Annotated in this window: 25 protein-coding genes and 1 riboswitch; of the genes, 12 read left to right on the top strand and 13 right to left on the bottom strand. The window is 38.8% G+C overall.

Going from position 1 to position 25820, the window contains the following annotated elements; translation table 11 throughout:
• Positions 1-129: 129 nt before the first annotated feature.
• From rmuC to BUA16_RS05830, 4 genes are all read right to left on the bottom strand, one after another.
• A complete protein-coding gene (rmuC, locus tag BUA16_RS05815) occupies positions 130-1479 on the bottom strand; it encodes a DNA recombination protein RmuC (RefSeq protein WP_072763723.1) in 1350 nt (449 codons plus the stop codon).
• 154 nt (positions 1480-1633) lie between these two features.
• The gene (locus BUA16_RS05820) at positions 1634-2425 is read right to left on the bottom strand and encodes an ABC transporter ATP-binding protein (protein ID WP_072763724.1); all 792 of its coding nucleotides are present in this window, start codon (positions 2423-2425) and stop codon (positions 1634-1636) included.
• Between the two features lie 105 nt (positions 2426-2530).
• On the bottom strand, positions 2531-3562 hold the full coding sequence (locus BUA16_RS05825; protein ID WP_072763726.1) for a FecCD family ABC transporter permease: 1032 nt from the start codon (positions 3560-3562) through the stop codon (positions 2531-2533).
• Complete coding sequence (locus tag BUA16_RS05830; RefSeq protein ID WP_072763727.1) at positions 3563-4708, bottom strand: ABC transporter substrate-binding protein; 1146 nt, start codon at positions 4706-4708, stop codon at positions 3563-3565.
• 74 nt (positions 4709-4782) lie between these two features.
• A riboswitch (cobalamin riboswitch) is annotated at positions 4783-5046 on the top strand.
• Positions 5047-5079: 33 nt separating this feature from the next.
• Between BUA16_RS05830 and BUA16_RS05835 the strand changes: the two genes are divergently transcribed.
• The 3 genes from BUA16_RS05835 to BUA16_RS05845 are packed head-to-tail and all read left to right on the top strand — an operon-like array spanning position 5080 to position 8960.
• Entirely contained in the window at positions 5080-6924 is a 1845-nt protein-coding gene (locus BUA16_RS05835) for a TonB-dependent receptor (RefSeq protein ID WP_072763815.1), read from the top strand.
• Between the two features lie 12 nt (positions 6925-6936).
• Positions 6937-7995, top strand: coding sequence for a YncE family protein (locus tag BUA16_RS05840; protein WP_072763729.1), 1059 nt, complete (start codon positions 6937-6939; stop codon positions 7993-7995).
• A gap of 14 nt (positions 7996-8009) precedes the next feature.
• On the top strand, positions 8010-8960 hold the full coding sequence (locus BUA16_RS05845; protein WP_072763731.1) for an ABC transporter substrate-binding protein: 951 nt from the start codon (positions 8010-8012) through the stop codon (positions 8958-8960).
• Between the two features lie 34 nt (positions 8961-8994).
• Here BUA16_RS05845 and BUA16_RS05850 read toward each other — a convergent pair whose 3' ends face one another.
• Positions 8995-10455, bottom strand: a complete 1461-nt coding sequence (locus BUA16_RS05850) for a S41 family peptidase (protein WP_072763732.1) — start codon at positions 10453-10455, stop codon at positions 8995-8997.
• Positions 10456-10580: 125 nt separating this feature from the next.
• Complete coding sequence (locus BUA16_RS05855; protein ID WP_072763734.1) at positions 10581-12092, bottom strand: S41 family peptidase; 1512 nt, start codon at positions 12090-12092, stop codon at positions 10581-10583.
• Positions 12093-12329: 237 nt separating this feature from the next.
• Between BUA16_RS05855 and BUA16_RS05860 the strand changes: the two genes are divergently transcribed.
• The 5 genes from BUA16_RS05860 to BUA16_RS05880 all read left to right on the top strand — a co-directional run bounded on the left by BUA16_RS05860 (position 12330) and on the right by BUA16_RS05880 (position 15158).
• Complete coding sequence (locus tag BUA16_RS05860; RefSeq protein ID WP_072763736.1) at positions 12330-12839, top strand: RNA polymerase sigma factor; 510 nt, start codon at positions 12330-12332, stop codon at positions 12837-12839.
• A complete protein-coding gene (locus BUA16_RS05865; protein WP_072763738.1) occupies positions 12826-13254 on the top strand; it encodes a hypothetical protein in 429 nt (142 codons plus the stop codon). Before BUA16_RS05860 ends, BUA16_RS05865 begins: the two co-directional genes overlap by 14 nt.
• A gap of 4 nt (positions 13255-13258) precedes the next feature.
• Positions 13259-13831, top strand: coding sequence for a DUF4252 domain-containing protein (locus tag BUA16_RS05870; RefSeq protein WP_072763739.1), 573 nt, complete (start codon positions 13259-13261; stop codon positions 13829-13831).
• Positions 13832-13969: 138 nt separating this feature from the next.
• The gene (locus BUA16_RS05875; protein ID WP_072763740.1) at positions 13970-14512 is read left to right on the top strand and encodes a DUF4252 domain-containing protein; all 543 of its coding nucleotides are present in this window, start codon (positions 13970-13972) and stop codon (positions 14510-14512) included.
• A gap of 91 nt (positions 14513-14603) precedes the next feature.
• A complete protein-coding gene (locus BUA16_RS05880; protein ID WP_072763742.1) occupies positions 14604-15158 on the top strand; it encodes a DUF4252 domain-containing protein in 555 nt (184 codons plus the stop codon).
• Positions 15159-15409: 251 nt separating this feature from the next.
• Here BUA16_RS05880 and purB read toward each other — a convergent pair whose 3' ends face one another.
• Together purB and BUA16_RS05890 are read right to left on the bottom strand one after the other, a co-directional pair.
• Complete coding sequence (gene purB / locus BUA16_RS05885; RefSeq protein ID WP_072763816.1) at positions 15410-16753, bottom strand: adenylosuccinate lyase; 1344 nt, start codon at positions 16751-16753, stop codon at positions 15410-15412.
• A gap of 216 nt (positions 16754-16969) precedes the next feature.
• Positions 16970-17530: an adenylosuccinate lyase gene (locus BUA16_RS05890; RefSeq protein ID WP_072763744.1), complete on the bottom strand. Its 561-nt coding sequence runs from the start codon at positions 17528-17530 to the stop codon at positions 16970-16972.
• Positions 17531-17565: 35 nt separating this feature from the next.
• Between BUA16_RS05890 and BUA16_RS05895 the strand changes: the two genes are divergently transcribed.
• Positions 17566-18039 (top strand): heme-binding domain-containing protein, encoded by a 474-nt coding sequence (locus BUA16_RS05895; RefSeq protein WP_072763746.1) that lies wholly within the window; start codon positions 17566-17568, stop codon positions 18037-18039.
• Here BUA16_RS05895 and BUA16_RS05900 read toward each other — a convergent pair.
• Positions 18002-18694, bottom strand: a complete 693-nt coding sequence (locus tag BUA16_RS05900; RefSeq protein WP_072763748.1) for an SIR2 family NAD-dependent protein deacylase — start codon at positions 18692-18694, stop codon at positions 18002-18004. The genes BUA16_RS05895 and BUA16_RS05900 overlap by 38 nt on opposite strands.
• A 53-nt stretch (positions 18695-18747) precedes the next feature.
• On the opposite strand from BUA16_RS05900, the gene BUA16_RS05905 reads away from it, so the two are divergent.
• The 3 genes from BUA16_RS05905 to BUA16_RS05915 are packed head-to-tail and all read left to right on the top strand — an operon-like array spanning position 18748 to position 20355.
• Positions 18748-19404: a TrmH family RNA methyltransferase gene (locus tag BUA16_RS05905; RefSeq protein ID WP_072763749.1), complete on the top strand. Its 657-nt coding sequence runs from the start codon at positions 18748-18750 to the stop codon at positions 19402-19404.
• 39 nt (positions 19405-19443) lie between these two features.
• A complete protein-coding gene (locus BUA16_RS05910; protein WP_072763750.1) occupies positions 19444-19974 on the top strand; it encodes an SRPBCC family protein in 531 nt (176 codons plus the stop codon).
• 3 nt (positions 19975-19977) lie between these two features.
• The gene (locus BUA16_RS05915) at positions 19978-20355 is read left to right on the top strand and encodes a VOC family protein (RefSeq protein WP_072763752.1); all 378 of its coding nucleotides are present in this window, start codon (positions 19978-19980) and stop codon (positions 20353-20355) included.
• Positions 20356-20357: 2 nt separating this feature from the next.
• Here the strand turns inward: BUA16_RS05915 and BUA16_RS05920 are convergent, their stop codons facing one another.
• The 4 genes from BUA16_RS05920 to BUA16_RS05935 all read right to left on the bottom strand — a co-directional run bounded on the left by BUA16_RS05920 (position 20358) and on the right by BUA16_RS05935 (position 25786).
• Positions 20358-21173, bottom strand: a complete 816-nt coding sequence (locus BUA16_RS05920) for a metallophosphoesterase (protein ID WP_072763753.1) — start codon at positions 21171-21173, stop codon at positions 20358-20360.
• 121 nt (positions 21174-21294) lie between these two features.
• Positions 21295-23007, bottom strand: a complete 1713-nt coding sequence (locus BUA16_RS05925; protein WP_072763755.1) for an alpha-amylase family glycosyl hydrolase — start codon at positions 23005-23007, stop codon at positions 21295-21297.
• 113 nt (positions 23008-23120) lie between these two features.
• On the bottom strand, positions 23121-23900 hold the full coding sequence (locus tag BUA16_RS05930; RefSeq protein WP_072763756.1) for a carboxypeptidase-like regulatory domain-containing protein: 780 nt from the start codon (positions 23898-23900) through the stop codon (positions 23121-23123).
• Between the two features lie 77 nt (positions 23901-23977).
• The gene (locus BUA16_RS05935) at positions 23978-25786 is read right to left on the bottom strand and encodes a DEAD/DEAH box helicase (protein ID WP_072763759.1); all 1809 of its coding nucleotides are present in this window, start codon (positions 25784-25786) and stop codon (positions 23978-23980) included.
• Between the last annotated feature and the right edge of the window lie 34 nt (positions 25787-25820).

Consider the following 25820-nt stretch of genomic DNA (forward strand, 5'->3'; position numbering starts at 1 on the left):
CTGGATAAATACATAATAAGCTATAAGGTTTAGTGGTAAGGCTAAAATGGTGTAACTAAATATTTTTATCAACTTATAAGGGTGTAAAAGTTTGTTGAAGGCATATGTTTTCTTTGTACATCACGGGTTTTAAAGTTTAAATAAGGTTTCTTCTGCCTCACTTTCTTCCTCATGTGCTCGTTTTAGAATAGATTCGGGGATAGATTTTTTAGCCTTAGCACCCATTTTCTTTAATTTTTCTATACTTCCCACAATATTACCTCTTCCTTCGACTAGTTTATTCATGGCGCCTTTATATTCTTGTTTGGCTTCATCCATTTTTTTGCCCACCTTGGTAAGGTCAGCGACAAACCCTTCAAATTTATCGTATAAGGCACCCGCTTGTCTGGCAATTTCTATAGCGTTTCGTTGTTGTTTTTCATTGTTCCACATGCTGTCTATGGTGCGCAAGGTTGCTAATAGGGTAGCAGGGGTTACAATAATAATGTTTTGTTCAAAAGCCTTGTTGTATAGGGAATTGTCGTTGTTGACGGCAATGGCAAAGGCAGGCTCTATAGGTACGAACATCAAAACAAAATCTGGACTTTCCATCTCGTAAAGATCTTCGTACTTTTTAGACGACAATTGGTCTACATGCCTCCTTAAGGAATTGAGGTGGTCTTTTAAGAACTTCTCTTTTAGGTCGTCCTCGGCATTTACATAACGTTCGTAATCGGTAAGGGAGACCTTGGAATCTACAATCATCTTTTTGCCGTCTGGAAGGTTAATGATCACATCGGGCAAGACCCTGCTGCCATCGGTTCTGGTAAAGCTTTGTTGTACAGTGTACTCTCTGTCTTTTTCCAATCCCGATTTTTCTAAAACACGCTCTAGTACCAATTCTCCCCAATTCCCTTGCATTTTACTGTCTCCTTTTAAGGCTTTTGTTAAATTTTCGGCCTCTTTGGTGATTTTTAAGTTTTGGGATTGTAGGTTGGCCAATTGCTCCTTTAAAGCAGAATGCATGCCGACACTTTCTTTTTGGCTGTCCTCGACCTTCTTTTCAAAAAGGTGGATCCTTTCCTGTAAGGGCGATAAAATGTTTTTGATGTTCTCTCGGTTTTGTTCGGTAAACTTGCTGCTCTTCTCTTCGAGGATCTTATTTGCTAGGTTCTCAAATTCCTTAGTGAATTTTTCTTGTAATTTTTCAACCTCTAATTTTTGCTCCCTATTCTTAAAATCCAAATTTTCCAAATCTGTTTCATTACGGGCAATTTGAAGATTTAGTTGTTCGCGCTCTGTGTTAAGGGACAGTTTATCAGCTTCGAGTTGTTCTATTTTTTGGGTTAGATCGGCCGTGGTCCTTTTAAGGAGTTCCATTCTTTCCAACAAGGTGTTTTCACTCGACTTTGATTTGAGTTTCTCAATGTATTGGCCTAATAAAAATCCAAAGATGAGGAGTACGGGCCCCGCTATGATTATGATGGTTAAATCGTTCATTAAATATAGGTTCTTTATTGTAAAGATAAGAGATTGAAGTTAATTAAGAGTATAATCCCTGTTCGTATTTGTAGTGCTTGTATTACGTAAATGACATCTCCAAACTTATAGTACCCAGGAGAACATAATTTGTGTGGGCAAAGGGGATTATCGATTAAATAATTTTGAAAGATCCAGAAGTGGGGTCAAACGTAATAGTGTCCGAAGGAAACAATCTTTCAAAACTTTGTTGGCGAATGAGTTCGCAGGGTTCTCCAAAACTGCTCCTATCTTTCTCTAAAATTAGCATTTTATCGCATAATTGAATGGCAATCTCGATTTCGTGAGTAGTATAAAGGATTGTTTTTTTGGTTTCGTGGGCAATATGTTTTAACAATTTTAAAATATGCACCTTGTGATACAGGTCTAGATGCGAAGTAGGCTCGTCTAACAATATAATAGAAGTGTCCTGGGCCAGGGCCCTGGCAACCATTACCTTTTGTAATTGACCATCACTGAGTTCGTAACATTTTTTATGCTGAAGCGCCTCTAGCTGTACCATGCTTATCGCCGCCTTTATCTTATGTCGGTCTTGCTCGTCTAAAGAGCCTATCCAATTGGTATAAGGCTGTCTTCCAAGGCTGATTAATTCCAATACGGTTAGGTTCTTAGAGGCTATGGGTTCCGTGAGCACCACACTAATTTCCGAGGCAAGTGCCAAAGGGGTGTAGTGTTCCAAAGGTTTTTTGTTAACAAGGATTTCCCCAGATAATGGTGGTTGTACCTTTCCTAAGGTTCTTAAAAGGGTAGACTTCCCAATGCCGTTGATTCCAACGATAGCAGTCATTTCACCTTGGGATAGCGAAAAATGAATATCCTTAGCAATAACCGTTCGTTGTTTTTTGCTAAAGTAACCGATTTGTAATCCGTCTACTTTTAGGGCGATATGATGGGTATGGGCGTTGATGATGGTTTAAATTTTACGATGCTAAGATATTTGTTTTTTGGTAACCGCCTTGCGGTATTCCCAAATTCTTGTGGTTCGTGGTCCATTCGTCAAGAACTCCAATTCTTAAAAGATCATTTTTCGTTTGCGAAGTAATAACCAAATAACTACGGGTGCCCCTATAATAGAAGTGATCGCATTTATGGGCAATACACTGGAAGAATTTGGCATTTGAGCAATTGTATCGCATAAAAGCATTAATATAGCGCCATAAATCAATACTGCGGGTAGTAAAATTCTATGATCTGTAGTATTGAAAATTTGTCTGGTAAGATGCGGAACGGCCAAGCCTATAAAGGCAATGGGGCCAGCAAAGGCTGTGATTCCGCCAGCCAGTAAACCTGTAGCTATAATTATGAAAAAACGCGAATTTTTTAAATTCACTCCTAAACTTCTAGCGTAATTCTCGCCTAATAAAAAGGCGTTCAAAGGTTTTATACATAGAATGCTTATAAGGGTTCCAACAAAAATTATTATCAGCAACATTAACAATTGATTCCAAGTTAAATTACCAACAGAACCAAAGGACCAATAAATATACTGTTGTAATTTTTCGGCATTGGTAAAATAGGAGAGTACACTAACCAGAGCTCCCGTAATACTGCCGAACATTAAGCCAATGATCAATAAGGCCATGGTGTCTTTTACTCTTGCTGCTACGATTACTACGGCAAACAGCACCAAAAAGCTACCAATACTCGAGGCTATGGCCAATGAAATATCGTTGATAAAAGAAAGACTAAATAGGGAGCCCAATAAAGAAGATCCCATGATCAGTATCGCAGCGCCAAGGCTGGCCCCCGAACTAATTCCCAAAACAAAAGGGCCGGCAAGTGGATTTCTAAACAAGGTCTGCATTAGCAAGCCGCTTAATGACAAACCGCTCCCGATCAAAATAGCAGCAAAGGCTTTTGGAACTCTATAATTCCATATGATATACTGCCAGGAATTGTTGGTTGCCTCTGTACCAAATATAATTTTCATGGTATCTGTAAAAGGAATGCTTACCGAGCCAAGACTTATATTGATAACAAAGCATAGCAATAGAATTATGCCTAATACTATAAAGGGAGCCTTATGTTTTTTATGGTCGTTCAATTATTGTAAGGGCTTGAAAAAAGTTGGCAAATAGTCGGGTAATAACTCTGGATGAAAAATATGAATAAAATCCTTTAGGACAATATCCGGACGGCTGGGCCCCAATTCAAAAAACAATAGACCGCCCGTACTCCCTGTCGCTAAGGTGTAACTGTGAATGTTTTTGTTCTTAAAGGCATCAAACTGTTGGTAATGCAAACTAGCCTCTGCCATGGAGGCGTAGGTCGTATGCATAGAGGGCGATATCCAGAAATCGGCCTTCTCGGCCTTGCTAAAAACACTTTCCCAGCTTAGGGAAAGACTGCCGGTTTCTCGGGTTTCCTTCCAAAGATAGTCAGCTTGGGCATCTTTAAAAAACTGTGCCATCCAGCTATTTCCACCTGGTAAATACCAAACATCTTTGTACAGTCCGCCACTGAGTACCGTAGGTTTGGAAGTTGCTTTTTTTGCCAATTCCTTGGCTTCTTGATACGAGGTTTCTATGGTGTTGAAAATAGTGTCCGCTTTTGCTTCCTTGTCAAAGAAAGGGGCAAAAAACTTTATCCATTCGCTTTTTCCCAACGGACTTTCCTCGGTCCAATCGCCGTTGTAGACAACGGGAATGTTGGCGCGCTGAATGGTGCTATAGGCACTGTTTTTATTATCGATGCCAAAACCTATGACTACTTCTGGCTGTAGGGCAATGACCATTTCGGTATTAATAGATTCGTTGCTGCCTAAATCTTGTACCTGACCTTTTGAAATTAATTCTCGGGTAGCTTCGGAAGAAATAAAATTGGTGTTGGGGAAACCTACCAGTTTATCGGGAACGCCCAGAGCTTCCAAGGCGGGAATATGGGTCGTTGAGGTCACTATAATTCTTTCGATCGGAGTGGCAATAATGGCATCATAGGCCGATGCATCCAAACTAATGAAAGCTTGTTTGGCTTTTGGAATCAAAGCATAGGTATAAGAAGACTCGGCATTAGGCCAAGGAGAATTTATGGTGATAACGGTAATATCATCGGAAGTTTTTGCTATGCTAAAACCTTTGGCATATTCAATGACAACCTTTTCCGTTTCGTTTAATTTGGGTAGCTGTTGCTTTTTTTCCTCTTTACAAGACAAAAAAAACAGAAGAAAGATAATAGTAAGGAGCTTTTTCAAAGCAAATTGTTATTGGTTAAGCGGTCAAAAGTAGTATTATTTGAGCGAGACAAAAAAGATAAAACAAATTGTTTAACTTTGCACGGAATTTTGGTTCCTATCTGTTTTAATAATAGGATTAAATGGGAATCCGGTTAAAATCCGGAACTGTTCCCGCAACTGTAAGCTTTGTTTGTAGTACTACAAACTCTTGTCTACATCCTCAAAAACCACTGTTTGTGTTATGTATGCTGATGTAATTCAGTAACCAGGTCCTCTTATATATTAAAGGGCCGCATAAATGGGAAGGTTGGTAGCAAGAAGCAAGTCAGGAGACCTGCCATTTTCAAAACATAAATTTACAAGCTTTCGGGAAAAAGGCTTTAAAGGATATGGCAAATAACAAGACGTTTTTAGTAGTGTTAATGGTTTTTCAGGTTTTGGCATTAAATGCCCAAAGTGGTAATACCATTGTTTTGGAGGAGGTCATTTTAAGCGATGTAAAATTGCTACACTTTTCCAATGGAATAAAGGTTACCGTTCTTAAAGATTCCGTTATTCAACGCAACGGAACCTCCCTTACAGATCTCTTGCAGTTTAATTCTACGATTTATTTTAAGGAAAATGGGTATGGGATGATATCTTCCCCTTCCTTTAGAGGCACCAATGCCTCCCAGACCGCCGTGGTATGGAATGGGATCAATATAAACTCACAATTGAGTGGGCAAACCGATTTTAATACCATTAGTCCTCAAAATTATAAGGATGTGGTGGTTAGAAGTGGAGGAGGAAGTGTGCAATTTGGGAGTGGGGCTATCGGTGGAAGTGTGCACCTAAACGATACCTTTCTTTTTCAGGAGCATTACTATAACCAGCTAGTGTTTGGATATGGAAGTTTCCAGACCAAAAATGTAACCTACAAAACTGCCTATGGTACCGATAAATGGTCTTTGAGTTTAGGGGCTAATTATAAAATTTCGGAAAATGATTATAATTATCTAGGCACTGATAGGAAAAATGAAAACGGGGCCTATAATAACTTGGATGTAAAGGCTACCGTGGGTTATTTTCTTTCCAAAGCCAAGGTGCTAAAGCTATACCATAATACTTTTATAGGAGATAGGGACTTTTCCGGAACCATAACTGCAGCGGCAAAAGACCACTATAAAGATGTTACTTCTCGCTCTCTTTTAGAATGGGGGAATTTTAATGGGCATAAGATAAGTAGAGTGAAATTGGCCTATTTGTATGAGAAGTACCGCTATTATCCCAATAAAGAAAAATCAGATTTTAGTTATGGCAGCTCTAATAATCTGATCTTTAATTATGATTACAAGTATACTGTAGGCAACTTTATATTTAATGGGATAGCAGATTTTAATGTCATTTCTGCCGAAGGGACCAATATAGAGAATGCGCATAGAAATATGTTTTCGGGCACATTTTTGTTAACCCATCACCTAAGTGAAAAATTTCGCTATGGTGTTAATATCCGAAAAGAGGTGGTCAATGATTACGATAGCCCATTGCTGTTTTCTATGGATACAAATTACGATGTTTCTGATCGTTACAGTATTAATTTAAATGCTTCTAAAAACTATAGGATTCCTACTTTTAATGACTTGTATTGGGTAGGTGCTGGAGCAATTGGCAATAAAGAGGTTACACCCGAATCGTCTTTCCAGGCAGAATTGGGACAACATATAAAAGGTGAGAAATATACGTTAGGGCTCACGGCATATTATATTATATCTGAAGATCTTATACAATGGAAGCCTAACGATGCCGGTAATTGGATGCCTGTGAACATTAAAGACGCTTACAATTATGGTTTGGAGGCTTCTTTAGATTTGCGCCAACAATGGCACATCCATCAATTATCGTGGAAGAATCTATACGCCTATTCCAAATCCGTAGACAAGGATACTAACAAGCAACTCATTTATGTGCCCTTCCATAAAATCACCTCTAATATTGCCTATCAATACAAAGCATGGGAGTTGTACCATCAATTGCTCTACAATGGTCAGGTGTATACAACCTCTGATAATAGCGATTTTCTACAGGGATATGTCTTGTCTAATATAGGAGTTGGTCGCTCCTTTGAAATAGATAAAGTGATAAGCGGTAAAATAGGGGTGAAAATCAACAATCTATTTAATAAAAATTATCAGAATGTGGCGTACAGACCTATGCCCAATAGAAATTATCAACTTAATATTTCAATTAAATTTTAAACAACAAGAACAATGAAAATTAAACATGCAATACTTGCTAGTCTAGCCTTTGGACTGCTATTTACTTCCTGTGAGAATGACAACGATGATAATAAACGATCTTTAGGGGATTATGATAGAGGAATATTAATCTCAAATGAAGGTCCGTTTCAAAATGGTAGTGGTACCGTGTCCTATGTTTCTTATGATTTAAATGAGGTAGAAAACGAAATCTATAAAAAGGTAAATAATGAAGACCTTGGAAATATTGTTCAGTCCATTGGATTCTATGATAAAAAAGCCTTTATTGTAGTTAATAACTCTAATGCCATAGTAGTGGCAGACCGTTTTACCTTTAAAAAATTAGGGGCCATTACAGAAGGGCTCCATAACCCAAGATATTTTACCGCTGCCAACGGAAAGGGTTATGTCACCAATTGGGGAGATCCAAATGACAATAATGATGATTTTGTGGCTATTATTAATTTGGTAGATTTTACGGTTGAAGGAACAATTCCTGTAGAATTTGGCCCAGAAGTATTGGAGGAGGAAAACGATATGGTGTATGTAGCTCATCAGGGTGCTTGGGGTTTTAATAATAAAATTTCCGTGATAGACCCTGCTACCGATAAGGTGGTAAAAATCATTCCCGTAGGTGATGTGCCTAATTCCATGGCTTTTGACGATGCCGATAACCTTTGGGTAATGTGTGCTGGGAAGCCAAGTTATAGTGGTGAGGAAACTAAGGGGGAATTGGTAAAAATAAATACGACTACCAATACTGTGGCAAACACCTTTGAATTTACTACTACCGATCATCCAAAACAATTGGTTGAAGAAGACAATAGTATTTATTATACCTTAAATAGTAATGTTTATAGTATGACTGCTACTGCGACGTCACTGCCAACATCACCCTTATTAGAAGGAGTTTCTTTTTATACGATGCGAGTCGATGATGGAAAATTATATGGCACCGATGCTAAGGACTATAATAGTAAGGGCGATCTAACTATTTACAATATAAACTCTAAAGAAATAATTAAAACAATTCCAGTCGGAATTATTCCTGGAGGAATTTATTTTAACTAATAGCTTCATGCCCTATGCTAAAAGTCTGTTCGTTTTTACCTGCCGTTACCCAAATGTTATACGATATGGGGTTGGAAGACCACTTGTTCGGGATAACTTTCGAATGTCCCCAGCAAGCTTTGCAAGAGAAACTTCCGGTGGTCCGTTGTGTAATGGAAGGTAAAAACCTGACTAGTAGAGAAATAGACACCTTGTTTTCGGAAAGTAAACATCAGGGAAAGAGCCTTTATTATGTAGATGAACCTGTGTTAAAACAAATAGCGCCAGATATCATCTTTACTCAGGATATTTGTGATGTTTGCCAGATAGATACCGAGTGCACCGCGGCAGCGGTGGCAGTTTTAGAAAAACAACCTACCATAATTTCTATTTCGCCCGAGTCCTTGGAAGATGTTTTTAGGGCCGCTATTGTTATAGGGAAAGCCTTGGGACAAGAAGGGAAAGCCCATGCCTATTTGGAGGCACTGTACAGAAGAAGGGACAGGGTTATAGATAATTTAAGGAAACATAGGGCTATGCCGAAACGGGTAATGCTGATGGAATGGATTCACCCCATTTATAATTGTGGACATTGGATTCCACATCAAATCGCCTATGCCGGAGGTATAGATATGTTGGCGAATCCTTCGGGGGATAGTATTGTAACCTCTTGGGAAAAGATCGTAAAATACGATCCAGAAGTATTGGTTATTGCCCCATGCGGATTTACTATAACCAGGACGATGGAGGAAATGCATCTACTGACACAAAAACCAGGTTGGGAAACCTTAAAAGCTGTAAAGAACAACAGGGTGTTTTTGGCAAATTTTGAGCTGTTTACCCAGTCTTCGGCTGGTACTCTGGTCGATGGGATAGAGCTTTTGGCTGGACTTTTTCATCCAGATATCAATACTATTCCACCACATCTACAACATAAATACCTGCAGTATTATCGAACGGATACAGAAAAAGGGCTTGCGAAATAACGCAAGCCCTTTTTTTATATAAGTCTGATGTTGGCTATTTTAGAGATTTGTCTAATATCATATGATCTTTTAAGGACGTGAACATCTTGGAATTGGTGAGCTCCTCTATGGGCATATTTACCTTAAAGTCCCACTTGCCTGTGGTCCCCGCAATTTCTTGAATGGCTCGGGCCAATAAAGGCTCGTTAAGATCCCCTAATGATCCCATGTTCGATAAATCTTCATTTAAAGTGATATCTGGTAATAGACCCGAGGTGTAATCCGAGAACCCGACTGAATTTTCATTCCTACCCATAAGAGGTTGCATGGCCCAACGGTTTTTGGGATTTATTTTACCCTCTCGGCTTTTATGATAGATGTAATCGTTTTCCCTATCATCGACCATAGTGACCGAAAATTCATTTTTCCCCCTCGTTGTAGTCCCTATATGAACAATATCCATATAAGGATCCAATCCGTTCATTACCAGTTCGCTGGCAGAGGCCGTACTATTTGTGGCTAAGACATATACCTTGCTAAGATTTAGGCTGTTAATAGGAGTACCCGAAGCGGTTTTATCGGTAAAATAATCTTCTAGTTGTTCTTTCTTTAGGGTGGGTTGTATTTTATCGTTCCAACGTTGCCTGATATAAAGGTCCTCGGTATTGGTGCCGTAGATCATACTGGCCAAAAGTTGGGAGGAATATACCGAGCCACCAGGATTGTATCGCAGATCCAAGATCAACTCTGTTACGCCCTCATTTTTAAAACCACCGAAAGTATTGTTTAAGGATTCGTTAAAGGACTGCGTAAAACCGTTGTACATTAAATACCCAATTTTAATTCCGTTGCTTTCTATCGTTTTGGCCACAAAAATTGGGTCCTCTACCAGTCCTACCTCCTTGGTAAGGGTAACTTCCTTATTGTTGTCGCTAATTTGGGAGCCAGAGATATCGGCCATGCCGAGGGTATAGGTATCATTTTCTCCAAAGAGGAGAGAGGTGTAATTTTCATCGGTAAGTTGCTGGCCATTGACCCGTGTAAAAATATCGCCCCTAGCAATTGCTTTGTTGGAAGCATTGGAATTTGGAATAATATATTTTACATACCCATAAAGATCCTTTCCCTGGTTAATTCTGACCAGTCCGAATTCAACCCCGTTGCTTTTGCTTATGCCATTCAATTGATTTACCAATGTCTTATAATCGCTATTTACAAAACTAAATCGGTCTATAGCGGCATCCGAACCTACAATGTTACTATGCCGGTGGCAGGTATTGTAAAAGAAGTTTTCCGGATCTGGGTATTTTTTCAAATAACCAACATAGTCTTCGTTGGTCGCAAACCTGTCATCGCCCAAATTTTTGGCCTCTGCCTGCCAAAAATACCATTGGTTAAGCCCCTGCCATATAAAATTTTGTACCGTAGTTTCCTGAGGGTATAAAAAAGCATTGTCGTCCTTATCAGTACAAGAGAGACAAAGAAAAAGTACAAGGAGGCCAATTGTTTTTTTCATCTTATTATTTTTTCAGAGATGGAGTAATCATTGTAAAAAAACATCCTTAATGTAAGGAAGAAACCTCAAGAACCAAAATTTAAAAGATAGACCACATGCAATCCGGTCTATCTTTTATTTTCCTTCTATTTTTTAATCAGGGGAATCGGGTTTTTAAAATCCATGTACATATTGTCTTTTACAGGAGTAAACATTTTGGAACTGGTAAGTAATTGCACGGGTACGCGTACGCTAAAATCTTTTTTGGCAGTGCTCCCTGTAATTAAAGAAATGGCCTTCGCCAATAGGGGTTCGTCGGTACTTCCGAGGACACCTAAGTTAGACAAGTCTTCCGAAAGTTCATAATCGGGAAACAAGCCCTTGGTGTAATCCGAAAAACCATCGGCATTTTCATTACGTCCTAATAAGGGCTGAATGGCCCAAGAGTTTTTAGGGTTTATTTTATCTTCCCTTTCAGGGTCATAAACGTTTCCATTATCATAATCGTCTACAAAGGTTACCGAGAATTCGTTTTTCCCAGTAGTGGCGGTCCCAATATGCACAACATCTATATAGGGATCCAAACCATTCATCACCAGTTCGCTGGCAGAGGCAGTACTTCTGGTGGCAAGTACATATACCTTGTTTAGGTTTAAGGTCGTGATTGGGGTGTTATCATCTAAAGTATCGGCAAAGTAGCTGGTGAGGTCCTCTTGTTTAAATTGAGACTGTAACTTTGTATTGTAGCGTGCCTTTAGCAGGGGTTTGTCGGTATAGGTACCATATATCATACTAGATAATAAGACGGCCGAATTTACGCGTCCACCAGGGTTATAGCGTAAATCGAGCACCAAATCTGTGATGCCGGCTGCTTTTAATTCATCAAAAGCTGTATTTAGCTTTTTATCGAACTCACTGGTAAAGCTGTTGTACATGAGGTAGCCTATCTTTTGTCCGTTCACCTCAATAACCTTGGTTAAGAATACCGGGTTTTCGATTAAGCCTTCCTCCTTGGTCAAAGTAACTTCCTTCTCAGAATTGCTGATGGTCGTATTGCTAATGCTCCCCATATTTAAGGTATAGGTGTCGTTAGTGCCAAACAATAAGTCTATATAGTTGTCTCTGTTTAGGGGAACCCCGTTTACCCCCGTAAAAATATCCCCTCTTTTAATATCCTTGGTAGCGGCATTGGAATTGGGAACTATATAGCGTACATATCCAAAGACCTGATCTCCATTGCCGTATAGGCTAAGCCCAAACTCTAAGCCATTACTTTTAGAGATGCCCGAGAAAGATTGAGTTAACTCCTTATAATCTTCGGTATAAAAACTAAACCGGTCCACAGCCGAAGCTTCCCCAACTTTTTCAATATGATTGTTACATAGGTTATAGAAGAATGTTCCAGGGTCTTGTTCCGATTCTAGGTATTTAACATAATCGTCATCGTTACTAAAGCGGTTATCTGCGAGATCGGGAACATCTGCCTGCCAAAAATAATAGGCATTCATACTTTGCCACATAAAATTTTGAACCGTGATGTCAGTAGCTTCTGGGGTAGGGGGTGTTTTGTCAATTACGACCGGGGTATCGTCATTTTTAGAACAACTTGTAAAGAATAGAGTTGCTCCAAAATACACTAACAATAAATATTTATTCATAGATTAAATTAATTTAGAAAGGGTATTCTTATACGTTTACAATAATTATTCCATAAATGGTATGGATAACGATTAGGGAATATTCTGTAGTTACATACGAATACAAGAACCAATTGGTTTCTTTCTCGCTAAATTAGTTACATTAAAAAGAAATAAAAATTTATTGTAACAAAAATCTTTGGTCATCGTCTTTCTATTGTGGGCCTAGAAGATGGTATGCAAAACAATTAAAACCCAATGCAACAATCGGATTTTTTACATGTGGTGATGCCTTTTAAGGATAAGCTTTTTAGGCTGGCAAAACGACTTTTGGTGTCCAAGGAAGAGGCTGAAGATGCCACTCAGGAGGTTTTATTGAAATTATGGTCTAAAAATAAATTAATGAATAGCTATAACAATGTAGAGGCCTATGCTATGATGATGACCAAGAATTTTTGTTTAGACCGCCTAAAATCCAAACAGGCAGGCCATTTGAAATTAGTACATACTAATTATGAGGACAATAATATTTCGCCACAACGGCAAATGGAGGTTGGCGATAGCTTGGCTTGGATAGAAAAAATCATGGACGATTTGCCCGATCAGCAGAAATTGGTATTACAATTGCGTGATGTAGAACAGTACGAATACGAAGAGATATCCGATTTGCTAGAAATGAAGCCGGGAGCGGTGCGGGTAGCATTGTCCAGAGCTAGAAAAACAGTTCGGGAAAAATTAATGCAAAAACATAAACATGGAATTGTATAATATAGAAAAACTATTAGAAAAGTATTTTGAAGCGACTGCAACAGTAGCCGAAGAAGAAATGTTGCGGAGCTTTTTTTTACAGAAAAACATTCCTGAGCATTTACAGCAATATGCTCCAATGTTCCAATATTTTGCTGTAGAAAAGGAAGAACGGTTTACAAAGGACCTTCCTTTAAAACCAAAAAGGAAGTTTGTGAAATGGGTTTCCGTAGCGGCCGTAGCAGTGTTAGTAGCCGCAATAAATATTACGGTCCCTAAATCAACAGCCTTGGAAAGCGAGTATACCCAAGAAGAAATAGCCTCGGCCCAGGAAGCTTTTAAGTTGTTGGCATACAATTTTAATAAGGGAACAAAACAATTAGGGTATTTGGAAGAGTTTCAAAAAACAACCGATAAATTTTTAATCAAAGAATAAGACGATGAAAAAACAGCTTGTATTTTTAATATTATTACTGGTCCCGGCATATATCTTTTGTCAAGATATTTTTGACAAATACGAGGACAATAATGATGTGACCTTTGTGGTAATGCAGCCTAAAATGTTCCAAATGCTCGGAAAAATGAGCATTAGTACAGAAGATCCGGAAGCACAGGAGTTTTTTGCCCTGGTAAACTCTATCACGAGCTTTAAGGTAATTACGACAGAAAGTGCCGCTATTTCCAAAGATATAGATTCTTGGGTAACTAAACGATTGGGAAATTCTTCCTATGAAGAGTTAATGAGAGTGCGCGATGGAGCGTCTAACGTAAAATTCTATGTAAAAGAAGGGAAAGATAAAGACCATGTAAAAGAATTATTAATGTTCGTCACTGGTTTAAAAGACAGGGAAGAACTTAAGGACGTGGATATGAACGGCAGGAAGGTAGAGACTGTTCTATTATCCTTAACGGGCGACATAGATCTTAGAAAAATTGCCACCCTTACCGATAAAATGGACCTTCCAGGGGGAAAACAACTTGGTAAAGCAGCAGAAAAAAAGCAACGACAATAATTTTTATGGATAGATATAATCTATTTTAAATACCTTCTTAGTCTAATTAATTATAATAGAACCATTCATAAAACTTAGTTTAGCAGTGGTGGGAATAACAATTAACAACCTTAAATAATAAATAAAATAATAACCAAGATGAAAAAAAATATTCTAATAGCTTTCATGGCCATGTTGCCTTTTGTTGGACTCTCACAATCTGTGTTCGATAAGTATGAAGATTCGGATAAGGTAAGTGCGGTAGTGATCAATTCTAGTATGTTGAAATTGTTGAGCAATATTAATGTCGATGTTAACGATAAGGAAGCACAAGACTATATGGACATCGTGAAGAGTTTAAAAAACTTGAAGGTCTTTGTCACACAGGATAAAAAAGTGTCCGAGGACATGTTGCAAACCATTGGGAAATATTTAAAAACAGCTTCTTTGGAAGAACTTGTAAAGGTTAAGGATAAGGATGCCAATGTATCTATTTATGTCAAGGAAGGAAAGGACGAAGACCATGTAAGTGAATTGCTGATGTTTGTCAACGGCTTGGATAAAATAAGTCTAGAAGAAGGGATGCCAAAAATTGAAACGGTATTGCTTTCCTTGACCGGGGATATTGATCTTAATAAAATAGGTTCCCTTACCCAACAAATGAATTTGCCGAAAGAACTTAATAAGGCATCAAAGAAATAGTGTTAAGCGATATTTTGACGTCCTAGCATATACTAATAAGGTAAAGCAAAGGTTGTTTTGGGTATGATGATACTTCTAAAAGAAATAAAAAATGATACAAAAACTCAATAAAATCGTGCTGGCTTGCTTGTTGGTATTGGTTATGGTGTCCTGTAATTCTTCGCCCAGTCTGCAGGAATACTATGTGAACAATGCCGAAAATGCTGATTTTATCGCTTTAGACCTACCTGTAAGCTTGCTTAATTTGGAAAATGTCGATTTAACGACTGCACAAAAGGAAGCGCTGAATTCTTTGAAAAAATTAAATGTATTGGCGTTTAGAAAAACCCTGGATAATGATATGGCTTATAAGCAGGAGAAAGAAAAAGTAAGTGCCATTTTAAAGGGTAAGGATTTTATAGAGCTTATGAAGTTAAATTCGGGGTTTGGCAAAGGGGTGATAAAATATGTAGGTGATGACGATGCCATTGATGAGGTGATTATTTATGCCGATAGGCAAGATAAAGGCTTTGCCTTGGTTCGGGTTTTGGGGAGGGATATGAATCCGGCCAATTTGATGCAGCTCTTGCAAGCTTTACAAAAGTCTAATTATAAAGGTGAAGGTTTAGAAGGAATACAGAAGCTTTTAACCGAATCGCTGGATTAATCTAGCGGGTAGGATGTGTTTTTTTTCGTTAGGGAACGCCCAAATTATTTTTAGAAGAGTAGTAGGGAACCGCAATATCACTGATCCAATGGCTATACTGAAAAACCTTTGACTTTATTCTTAAATACACTTTCTATACATAGAAACACCTATAGGAAATGGCGGGGAATAATCGTTTCGGGGACCGAAAATAAGAGTATAAAAAAAACCACCGCAAGGTGGTTTTTTTATCTGTATAAGTAAATAACGAGTTATATCCCTGTGTAATTGCTAGGGGTAATGACCTTTAATTCGGCTTTTATTTCATCAGAAACCGCTAGGGTGTCTATAAAATTAGCAATAGATGTTTGCGTGATTTTTTCGTTGGTACGAGTCAGTCCTTTCAGCGCCTCGTATGGATCTGGGTAGCTTTCTCGTCTTAGGATCGTTTGAATGGCCTCGGCAACTACGGCCCAGTTGTTTTCTAAATCTTCCTGGAATTTGTCATTGTTCAATAACAATTTGTCTAGTCCCTTTAAGGTCGATTGAAAAGCAATTAAGGTATGTCCGAAAGGAACCCCTACGTTTCTAAGAACGGTACTGTCCGTTAAATCTCTTTGTAATCTAGAAACAGGGAGTTTTGCAGACAAATGTTCAAAAATAGCATTGGCAATACCTAAATTGCCTTCAGAATTTTCAAAATCGATAGGGTTTACCTTATGTGGCATGGCAGAGGAACCAACTTCTCCTGCTTTTATTTTTTGCTTGAAATAATCCATAGAAACATAGGTCCAGAAATCGCGGTCTAAATCTATGACGATGGTATTGATACGTTTTAGGCAATCGAAAAGGGCTGCCATATGATCGTAGTGTTCTATTTGGGTTGTTGGGAAAGAATGGTGCAGGCCCAATTTTTCCTGTACGAATTTCTGTCCAAAAGCCTTCCAGTCAATACTTGGATAAGCAACCTTGTGAGCGTTGAAATTTCCTGTGGCACCACCAAATTTAGCGGCATTTGGAATTTCTTCAAGAAAGTTAAACTGTTCTTTTAAGCGAACGGCAAATACTTCAATCTCTTTCCCTAAACGGGTAGGAGATGCGGGCTGTCCGTGGGTACGGGCCAACATAGGGATAGCTTCCCATTCCTTTGCCAAAGATTCTACCTTGTTCAATACCTCTAAGTAAAGCGGGGCATATACCTCGTTTACGGCTTCTTTAATAGAAAGCGGAATAGCAGTATTGTTGATATCCTGGGAGGTAAGTCCAAAATGAATGAATTCTTTATGGGCTTGTAAGCCCAAAGCGTCAAATTTCTTTTTGATAAAATACTCAACGGCTTTTACATCGTGATTCGTTACTTTTTCAATTTCTTTGATGGCAAGGGCATCCTCAGAACCAAAGTTCTCATAAATTTCCCTTAAAGCTCCAAATTTTGAAGTATCAAAATCAGAAAGCTGTGGTAGCGGAATTTCGCAAAGAGCAATAAAATATTCTATCTCAACTAAAACCCTGTATTTTATAAGGGCCTCCTCTGAAAAGAAAGGAGCTAAGGATTCTGCTTTATTTCTATATCTGCCATCTATAGGCGAAATGGCGTTTAATTTGTTTAATGACATGGTATGAGAAATTGAATGTTTTTTGAAAAGCGCAAAGATAATCATAACTTCAGGAGTTTAAAAGTTAAGCCATAGAATGTTTAGGGTTTTTATGTTAGGAATTTTGCGGTTTGTTCAACAAAAGTTTTGGTAAGCGATAAATTATGAGGTTTCTTGGGAGCAGTAGGTGCTACTCAGCTTTTTTATGAAGGGTTTAATAGATGCTTCTAATTACTCTCAGGAGATTTTAGCCAAAATTTGTCTTGCCCTAGCTTGATAAGCGGCACTGCCCCGATGATAATTTTGTTCGAGTACCAATCTGAGTTCCGGATGGATCCATTTAAATTTTTGTCCTAAAAGCAGTAGGCAGGTCATGCTATAAGCTTTGGCAGCTACCTTGTGCTCCCCAATCAGCCAATCGAAACAAACCTTTGTAATTTGTTCTAAATCTTCGTTTGTGAAGGCATTTCGGGTAGCGATGTCATTTTCTACAAAATAAGATTTGGTGAAATACTCACAGATTTTTGCTAAGGGTCTTATGGACGCATCCCTGTGTACGGAGCCTATTTGGCGTGTAAAAATACTAAGATATGGTAACAATAAATCTAGTCGATCCTTGGCAACAAATTCTAAGACCCAACAAGCCTTGCTCGAGATAGGTGCATCATCCTGAAATGCTATTTTTAAAAGAGAAGCGATGAGTTTTGGGTTTTCTAGGACCATCAAGGCCATTTCCTTTCTATGGTGTCTAGAATGGGTTAATTGGTTTAGTCCTTGATAAAGCGCTGAAGACTTCATAAATAATACTACTTTTAAATAATAAATGGAATTACATGAAATATATAAAAAAAATCGGGTGGGGTTTATTGATCGTTTTTGTGTTGATTCAATTCTATAGACCGTCTAAAAATATGGCGGTTTCGGATACCATGGAAAGTTTTTTAGTAGAAACAAATCCCTCCCAAGAGTTAAAATTAATTTTAAAACAAGCATGTTTCGATTGTCATAGTAATACCACGGTATATCCGTGGTACAACAATATAGCGCCAATCTCCTTTTGGTTAGATGCCCATGTCAAAGACGGAAAAAAACATTTAAATTTCTCGGAATGGGGCAACTACACCATCAAGAAAAAGGATCATAAAATGGAGGAGGTAGTAGAAATGGTCAAGGAAGGAAAAATGCCCTTAACAGAATACACTTGGACCCATAAGGAAGCTGTATTAACCCCAGACCAAAAACAAGCGATCTTAGATTGGGCCAACCATACTAGAGCGCTTTATCAATTAGGTCCGAAACCAGAGTAGGGACCTTGTCTACGGCACGGCCTTGTAAAATCCTTAAATTATTAAAGTCCGATGCCTTTATATTGGGCTTGGGGTCTATAAAATATATGGGGCTATGTAATGGTGCATAATGGACCAGGCCAGCGGCAGGGTATACTTGCATAGAGGTGCCAATGATAATTATTATATCGGCCATGCTGGTGGTTTCCGCAGCTTTCGGCAGCATGGGAACATCTTCGCCAAACCATACTATATGTGGTCTCAATTGACTTCCGTCCGAGGCTGAATCTCCTATTTTTATATCGGATTTCCAATCAATGACCACTTCCGGATTCGCAGTACTCCTGGCCTTGAGCAATTCGCCGTGCAAATGGAGGACGTTGGAGCTTCCGGCGCGTTCGTGCAAATCGTCTACGTTTTGGGTGATGATGTGTACTTGGTAATGTTTTTCTAGGGCCGATAAGGCTTTGTGGGCGGCATTTGGGAAAACGGTAGACAATTGCCTTCTCCGTTCATTGTAGAATTCCAGGACAAGATGTGGGTTTTGGGCAAAGCCCTGCGGAGTGGCAACCTCCATTACATCGTGTCCTTCCCATAATCCGTCGGCATCCCTAAAGGTATTGATGCCACTTTCTGCACTGACGCCCGCCCCGGTTAATACCACTATTTTTTTCATTTGATAGAAATAAGATATTTTTGATAAAAATAACCCTTTTCTATTGTTTGACTATGATCGATTATGACCTTTTGCCCTATTTGGAAGAATTTATTATGCCTGAGAGAAAATCTCGTTTTTTAGAAATACTCCAAGAACGTACCAATTATATTACGGTGGCAATTGAAGATGTTTTTCAGCTGCACAATACCAGTGCCGTTATTAGGAGCTGCGATATTTTTGGCGTGCAGGAGGCGCATGTTATTGAAAGCAAGTATGGCAAACGGTTGGACGAGGATATAGCTATGGGCGCCCAGAAATGGGTAGATGTGAAAAGATATGCCGATACTACAAGCTGCATCAAAACCTTAAAGGAAAAAGGGTATAAGATTGTGGCAACCACTCCCCATCAAAATGATTGTTTGTTGGACGATTTTAAATTTGATGGCAAAATAGCCCTGTTTTTCGGGACTGAACGCAATGGGTTGAGTCAGGAAGTTATAGAGGAAGCCGATGAATTTTTAAAGATCCCTATGGTAGGGTTTACCGAAAGTTTAAATATTTCCGTTTCTGCAGCAATTATTCTTCATGCCCTTACCAAGGAGTTGAAAAAGAGTGACATCGATTGGAAATTGACTGAAGAGGAACAGTATCTAAAACGGGTAGATTGGACTAAAAAATCGGTGCGGAGTATTGAAGATGTCTTGGCGCGTTATTACGGGGAGAAGTAAATTTTCACTATATTTATTTATAATCAAACCAAAAATAAAATGACAACACTACTTTACATCGTTCTGGCCATTATTGTTCTAATTACCGTATTGGCCATATTGGCCCCCAAGGACTATGAGGTAAACCGGGCAATAGTCATAGCGAAGCCAAAGGGAGAGGTTTTTCAATACCTCAGGTCCTTGAAAAAACAGGACGAGTGGTCGCCATGGGCCAAGAAAGACCCAGCTATGGAGAAGAAGTTTACCGGAACCGATGGTGAAGTAGGCGCCCTAAGCCATTGGAAAGGAAATAAGGCAGTAGGGGAGGGAGAGCAGGAAATAACTGGAATAATAGAGGGAGAAAGAATAGAGTCCGAGTTGCGGTTTTTAAAACCTTTTAAATCTACTTCGGATGCCTATATCGATGTGGAAGCTGTCGACGAGCACAAAACAAGGGTTGTTTGGGGTTTCAAAGGGAAAAACAAATTCCCTATGTCTATTATGATGCTTTTTATGAGTATGGATAAAATGATGGGCAAGGAATTTGAAAATGGACTACAGAGTTTAAAATCGATTTTAGAAAAAAAATAAGCTATGGAAAGCAATATGGTCGGTTGGTTCGAAATTCCCGTAACCAATATGGAAAGGGCTAAAAAGTTTTATGATACGGTTTTTAATATCAATATCGACATTCATCAATTAGAGGAGTTTACAATGGGATGGTTTCCTGCCGCGCCAGAAAAAACTGGTGCCATGGGATCTTTGGTACAGCATAGCATGTACCAGCCAAGTGAGACTGCGGGGCCTTTGCTTTATTTTTCCTGTAAAGATCTGGCCCATGAGTTAAGCCGCGTAGAAAAAGCCGGAGGAAGTATCTTGCAGCCTAAGAAAGAAATAGGAGGTGGACATGGTTTTATGGCCTTGTTCAAGGATTCTGAGGGAAATAGGATAGCCCTGCATTCGCAAAAATAGCCTTAGAGGTAAAAAATACTGGCTTCGGCTCTTGCTCCAAAACGCAAGGGTAAAATAGCGGTGCCAACCCCTTTGGAAACATACATTTTTGAGGTGCTGTTGGTATACCACCCTTTTATGTAGTTTCCTGCACCACGAGGCATAAATAATGGTTTGCCGAAAAATGTAATTTGTCCGCCATGGGTATGACCAGAAAGAATGGTTAAAGGGGCAATTTCCATGGTTTTGGCTTGTGCATCTATAGCTTCCCTATAAGCAGGACAATGGTTTAGGACAACAATGGGCCTTGATTTGTCGATGGTCTGGCAAGCTTTTGTAAAGTCAGGAACGCCCCCGACATAATCGTCTATGCCAACAATATTTACCTCCCTGCCTTTTGCCATAAAAAGATGGGACTTATTAATCAATAGCTGGCCATTTTGCTCGGAATAGGTGTTTTCTAAGGCTTCTAAATCTATTTTTCCAGAATATTCTTTATTTCCCAAAATAGCGATTTTAGGTATTTTTTTGGAAATTAAGTCGAGGAATTCTTTTATTATTGGTACGTCCCTGCGGTGTTCAATAGTGTCTCCGGTTATAAACAGCACATCTGGGCGTTCTTCATTAATCCGCTTGGCTATAGATTTATGGTAATATTTGATTTCTTTTAAATGAAGATCGCTAAGTTGAATGGCCTTAATTTTTTTTGTTTCCCCTTCTGCAAGATCAAATACCGTCCACGATATAAAATACCTTTCTAACCAATAAGAATCTATTACTGCAAACCCCGTTACACCCAAAATGATATTTTGGATAAAGCGTCTTCTGTTTAATTTCATAAGGGTGTCATTATAAACTTGGATACAAGGTTTTGAAGTTGTAAATATAGCCAATAATGACTTTTAAAGTTTGGTGGGAGAGTTGAAAAAGAGACTTGCGAAAACAGTAAGCTACAATGGTTTAGTGGTGTGTAGACTGTTGTTCAGCCAATTCCAGCAAGGCTATTTCATAATCGTTATCTAGTTCCACCGTACCATTTTTTACTTCTATATAGGTTTCGGAATAGGCATCAAAAAGCTTGGTGCCATCTTCTATATACTCTTTAACTAAAAGGGATTTTCTTCCTTTGGGCAAATCTAATCCTATTATTACCTTGTCTTTATAGGTGTCTTTTACAAATTTTCTAGAAAATACATAGGGAGTTTGTGATATACGTTGGTGTCTGCCTGCTCCAATGGCAGGGTGACGGCTCCTAAAACGACCTAGTTTCTGCCAGTGTTGTAAAAGGTCTTGGGTGATTTTGTTATTTTCTATTTCTTCCCAATTCATAAAGGATCGCAGAGTCGCATCTCCTTGGGCATCCGGAATCGTCAAGCTTCTATTAGATTCATCCCCGTAATATACTTGTGCAGTTCCCGGGCTTAGAAAAAGTATGTTGGCCGCCTTATAGCCTTTTTTTCTTTCTTTGTCAAAAGGATCGCTATCATCATGAGAACTTAGGTAGTTTAAAACCCCTTTCCCAGCCAGGTGCTTGTGCAACAACTCGTCGTATTTGGTAAATATGGTTTCATAATCCTTATGGGCATCAGTTTTTAATTCAAAATTGATCAGACTATTGAAACCGTGATTAAAATAATCTACTTTTCGATCTCCAAAATCATATTCCCTTCCAGCCGATATACCATAGCCATACACTTCCCCAAACATATAAAAAGGAGTCTCGTCTAACATATCATTGGGATGTTTTTGCTTCCAGGTGTTAAACGAGAAGGATGCTTGTTCGTATAATTTACTCCAGATCTTCTCATCAACATGTTTGGCGGTGTCCACTCTAAATCCGTCTACACCAAATTCATGAACAAAATCGGTTAACCATTTTATAATATAGTTGCTAGGGGTCCTAGGATAACCGGTTCGGGCAAAAAACAAGTTTAAGGCATCGAGTTCTTCACTTAAGCGGCCTTCTTTTTTCCATTTTGCTAAAAGGTGGTCTGGGAGCTTTACATTTTTTTCTGTGGCGGTAAGAATGTCGGGTAAATTTTCAACCAGGGTACAGCTAGTAGTGCTTTGGTAGTTGGTATAGGTACATGGTGGGGCGGTGCGAACCCAATCGGACGGCCAGACAGGATCTTTTTCGGTCACAGGTCCCGTATGGTTTAAAACAACATCTAGGAGTATACGAATGCCATTTTTATGAGCTGTTTTTACGAGTGTTTCTAAGTCTTTTTTAGAACCAAAATTGGGGTCTAGGGCTGTCCAGTCCTTGGTCCAATACCCGTGGTACCCGTAAGTATTACCTGTGCCTTCGTCAACTTTACCGTGAATTTGTTCTGCAACCGGGCTAAACCAAATGGCATTGACGCCTAGATTGGAGAAATAACCTTCCTTTATTTTTTGGGTGATACCGTTCAAATCACCTCCCATAAATCCGCGAAGGACTCCCGTTGAAGCTGTTCTTTCGAAATTTATGTCGTTAGTAGAGTCGCCGTTGTAGAAACGATCGGTGAGCAGAAAATAAATATTGGCTCCCTCCCAAAAAAAAGGAGTTATGATGTCTTTGTCTTGATGGGGCTGGACTGTTGCCGTGATATCGGCAACCTTATCATTTTTCTCCGTATCCTTACAAGAGAGAAAAAGAACTAATAATGCTAAAATTAGGATAGGAAGTTTCATAAGCATCCATTTTATTTAAAGCTATGAAACGATACTGTAATTAGAAAATTTAATTTACAGAATAAAATAAATTTCGAACCTGGATTGGTAGTGGAAAAAAGTCGGCTAAGTGCTTAATTTTTTCGGTTCAATATTTTAAATTCCTCGTAGCAACTGCTAATGGCATCTAAAATTTGTAGATCATTGGCGGTACTGATAAAGGATTTGGAATAATTACAATTGGTAAGAATGTCGTTTATGTCAATTTTTTCTACCTGCAGTAATTCTGTAAGTGTTTCCCTGTCAAATTTAGATGCCAATAAATTTCTAATTTGATCGTCTTCTTTCATCTGCCTTAATTTACGCATCTGATTTGGTTTTTTACCAAATAGATTTCGCAGTAAATCTGCTGGGTTGAGGATGGCCCCTAGAACTTTGGTAACGGCACTTGGGTTTTTGCTGCCTCCTTCGTATCCAAAAGATAAACCGGAAATACTGTACTGAAAGGCATTGTTTAAAGGTAAGTTCTTGACATCGATTTCTAAATATCCAGTGAGAGAATATGGTCTAACGATTACTTCCTCCAAGGCATAGGCCAATTCCGTTAAGGCAATTTTAGTGTTCTTAAATTTAAACATGTCGTTGCTGACACGTATTTTTTGGGATTTAAAACCTAAAAAGGTAAAGAATAGGGTGTCGTTTACCTTGGCGGTTAAATTAAATTCGCCCTTTTCGTTTGTTATGGTACCCACCACCTGGTTAAGGTTTACCACGTGGACACTTTCCATAGGTTGGTCTGTTTGAGCATTTACGACCAATGCCTTTAATTCTTGAAGGTCATTCAACCCTTTGGTTTCTTGGGAGTAACCTAAGGTACCAATAACCAATAAAAAAAACGCTAAATATCTTCCCATGTGATAGAATCCAAAATTTAAGAACGTAAACTAACTAAAAAAATACGCCGGAGCGTATTTTTTTAGTATAGAATTAACTAATATGAATCATTTTTTCTTTTGGTTCTTCTTTTTCCGGAATAAGAACCGCTAGAAGAGCCTCCTTTTGAAGAAAAGCTACTTTCCCTTCTTCTTCCGCGACCTCCTCTGTCGTTGTCTCTATCTCTTCCTCCACCAAAGCTTTTGCCACGGTCTCTGCTACCACGGCCACGACCACCGCCGCCACCTGGGCTTTTAGATACTTCAACATTGACAAACCTTCCGTCTACCTTAAATTCTGTAAAGGTTTTTAAAATGTTTTCTGTTACGGCAGCATCGGTGTTAAAGAAGGAAAAACTTTCTTTAACATCAACCTTAAAGATATCGTCCTGACCCAGGTTAACAGTATCTCTTAGGAAATCTTTTAAAGACATCCAATCGTATCCGTCTTTTTCACCTACATTGATGAAATATCTAACGTTACCATTGGTAGGGATTTCGGCCGATCTTCCTCTTTCGCCTCTTTCACCATGTTCCCTAGGCTCAGCAGATTTTAAATCCTTTGCCTTGTTGTAGTAGTTAAAGAAACGGGTAAACTCAACAGAAACGATTTTTTTGATAAGTTCCTCACGATCAATTCCTTGAAGGACATCGTTGATTGCGGGTAGGTAAACATCTACTTCGTCGTTTACTTTAGTATCCTTTATTTTGTTGGCCAAGTGATACAGCTGAATCTCGCAAATTTCCATTCCAGTCGGAATTTTTTTGCTGATAAATTCTGTTTGTATTTTGTTTTCGATGGCCTTAATTTTTCTCAGTTCACTTCTGGTAATGATGACCATAGAGATACCCGACTTACCGGCACGACCTGTACGACCACTACGGTGCGTATACGTTTCAATTTCGTCAGGTAATTGGTAGTTGATTACGTGGGTAATATCATCTACGTCGATACCACGGGCAGCAACATCGGTTGCTACCAACATTTGTATTTGTTTCTTACGGAATGAGTTCATGACCAAATCTCTTTGGTTCTGACTTAAGTCGCCGTGCAAAGCTCCGGCATTGTATCCGTCTTCGATTAATTTTTCGGCAACCTTTTGCGTATCTCTTTTGGTTCTACAGAAAATAACCGAAAATATATCTGGATTGGTATCTGCTAATCTTTTTAAAGCAGCGTAACGATCTCCTCCACCTACAACATAATATTCGTGTTGTACGGTATTGGCTCCTGAGTTTTTAGATCCTACAGTGATTTCCTGTGGGGAGTTCATGAATTTTTTGGCGATAACCGAAACCTCTCTTGGCATGGTAGCTGAAAATAACCAAGTAGATTTTTCTTTTGGAGTATTGGATAAAATATCCTTGATATCCTCGAAAAAGCCCATGTTAAGCATTTCATCGGCCTCATCTAGTACACAGTAGTCTATTTTAGAGATGTCTACCAGTCCACGACTGATCATATCTTTCATTCTACCAGGGGTAGCTACAACAATTTGTGCTCCTCGTTTAACTTGTCTAGCTTGGTCTGTTATGCTCGCGCCACCATAAATAGCAACAACGTTTAAACCTTTTTCATATTTGGAATAAGCAACAAGTTCGTTGGTAATCTGTAAACAAAGTTCCCTTGTCGGAGATAAAATCAATCCTTGGGTAGTTCTGCTTGCGCTATCAATTTTTTGGATAAGTGGAAAACCAAAGGCAGCTGTCTTTCCTGTCCCTGTTTGGGCAAGGGCTACTAAATCTGTTTCACTTTCTAATAAGATTGGAATTGCTTTTTCTTGAACTTCAGAAGGAGCTTCAAATCCTAAATCAGTAATAGCGTTCAATAAGGACGGAGTTAGTCCTAATTCTTCGAATTTTGTCATAATAAGTTATAAAATAATCGCAAATATGTATGTT

The organism is Arenibacter nanhaiticus, from assembly GCF_900141935.1.
GTDB classification, from domain to species: domain Bacteria; phylum Bacteroidota; class Bacteroidia; order Flavobacteriales; family Flavobacteriaceae; genus Arenibacter; species Arenibacter nanhaiticus.